Annotated in this window: 2 protein-coding genes; both read left to right on the top strand. The window is 61.4% G+C overall.

The window, feature by feature from the left end:
• The first annotated feature begins 73 nt into the window (after nucleotides 1–73).
• The gene (locus IV091_RS17550; protein ID WP_293470622.1) at nucleotides 74–1276 is read left to right on the top strand and encodes a phosphoglycerate kinase; all 1203 of its coding nucleotides are present in this window, start codon (nucleotides 74–76) and stop codon (nucleotides 1274–1276) included.
• 81 nt (nucleotides 1277–1357) lie between these two features.
• Nucleotides 1358–1475 (top strand): class II fructose-bisphosphate aldolase (locus IV091_RS17545; protein ID WP_293470629.1); only part of this gene is annotated, 118 nt, incomplete at its 3' end.

Raw genomic sequence — 1475 nt, 5'->3', positions numbered from 1 at the left:
TCGCCTGGTACGACAACGAATGGGGTTATTCGAACAAGTGCCTGGAGATGGCGCGCGTGGTCGGAGGCAAGCTGTGAAAGTCCTGCGTTTTGCCGATGTGGTGAAAAGCGGCTTTGCCGCCAACAAGCGCGTCTTCATCCGCGCCGACCTGAACGTGCCGCAAGACGCGGCAGGCAATATCACCGAAGACACCCGCATTCGCGCCAGCGTGCCCTGCATCCGGATGGCGCTGGACGCAGGTGCGGCGGTGATGGTCACCAGCCATCTGGGTCGGCCCACTGAAGGCGCATTCAAGCCCGAAGATTCGCTGGCGCCGGTGGCCAAACGCCTGGGCGAACTGCTTGGCCGTGACGTGCCGCTGGTCTCCAACTGGGTCGAGGGTGTCCCGCTTGAACCGGGCCAGGTCGTGCTGCTGGAAAACTGCCGCCTCAACGTTGGCGAGAAAAAAAACAGCGAGGAACTCGCCCGCAAACTTGCCGCCTTGTGCGATGTCTTTGTGCACGACGCGTTTGGCACCGCCCACCGCGCCGAAGCCAGCACCTACGGCATAGCCCAATACGCGCCCATCGCCTGCGCCGGGCCGCTGTTGTCGGCCGAAATTGATGCCATCAGCCAAGCCCTGGCCAACCCCAAGCGGCCTTTGGTGGCGATTGTGGGCGGCTCCAAAGTCAGCTCCAAGCTCAGCATCCTTCAAAGCCTGGCCAAAAATGTGGACCAGCTGATTGTGGGCGGCGGCATTGCCAACACCTTCATGCTGGCAGCGGGCCTGAACATCGGCAAAAGCCTGGCCGAGCCGGGCTTGGTGGGCGAGGCCAGGGCCGTGATCGAGGCCATGAAAGCCCGCGGCGCCGAGGTGCCGATTCCGACCGACGTGGTCTGCGCCAAAACCTTCAGTGCCGACGCCATCGCCACGGTGAAGGCCGCGAGCGAGGTGGAAGACGACGACCTGATTCTGGACATCGGTCCGGAAACGGCCCAAAAGCTGGCCGCGCAACTCAAGCGGGCGGGCACGATTGTCTGGAACGGGCCGGTGGGCGTGTTCGAATTCGACGCGTTTGAAAACGGTACCCGGCAAATCGCCAAAGCCATTGCCGAATCCAGCGCCTTCAGCATTGCCGGGGGCGGCGACACGCTGGCGGCCATCGCCAAGTACGGTATCGAAAGCCAGGTGGGCTACATCTCCACCGGCGGCGGGGCTTTTCTGGAAGTGCTGGAAGGCAAAACCCTGCCCGCATTCGAGATTTTGCAAAAGCGCGCCGAGCCCAGCAGCCTTTGATTTTCTACTAAAAGCATAGCTTCTGGCGTAATGCCCATATGGACAAGAGCCACTTTTCATTCATAACCCGAGGATCTTTTCATGGCCTTTATTTCTCTGCGTCAAATGCTGGACCACGCCGCCGAAAACGGCTACGGCGTGCCTGCCTTCAATGTCAACAACCTGGAGCAGATCCAGGCCATCATGGAAGCCGCGCAAG

This window comes from Polaromonas sp. (genome assembly GCF_018780625.1).
GTDB lineage: Bacteria > Pseudomonadota > Gammaproteobacteria > Burkholderiales > Burkholderiaceae_C > Polaromonas.
The sequence above is the reverse complement of the archived record's forward strand: the minus strand, read 5'-3'. Positions and strand labels throughout refer to the sequence as shown.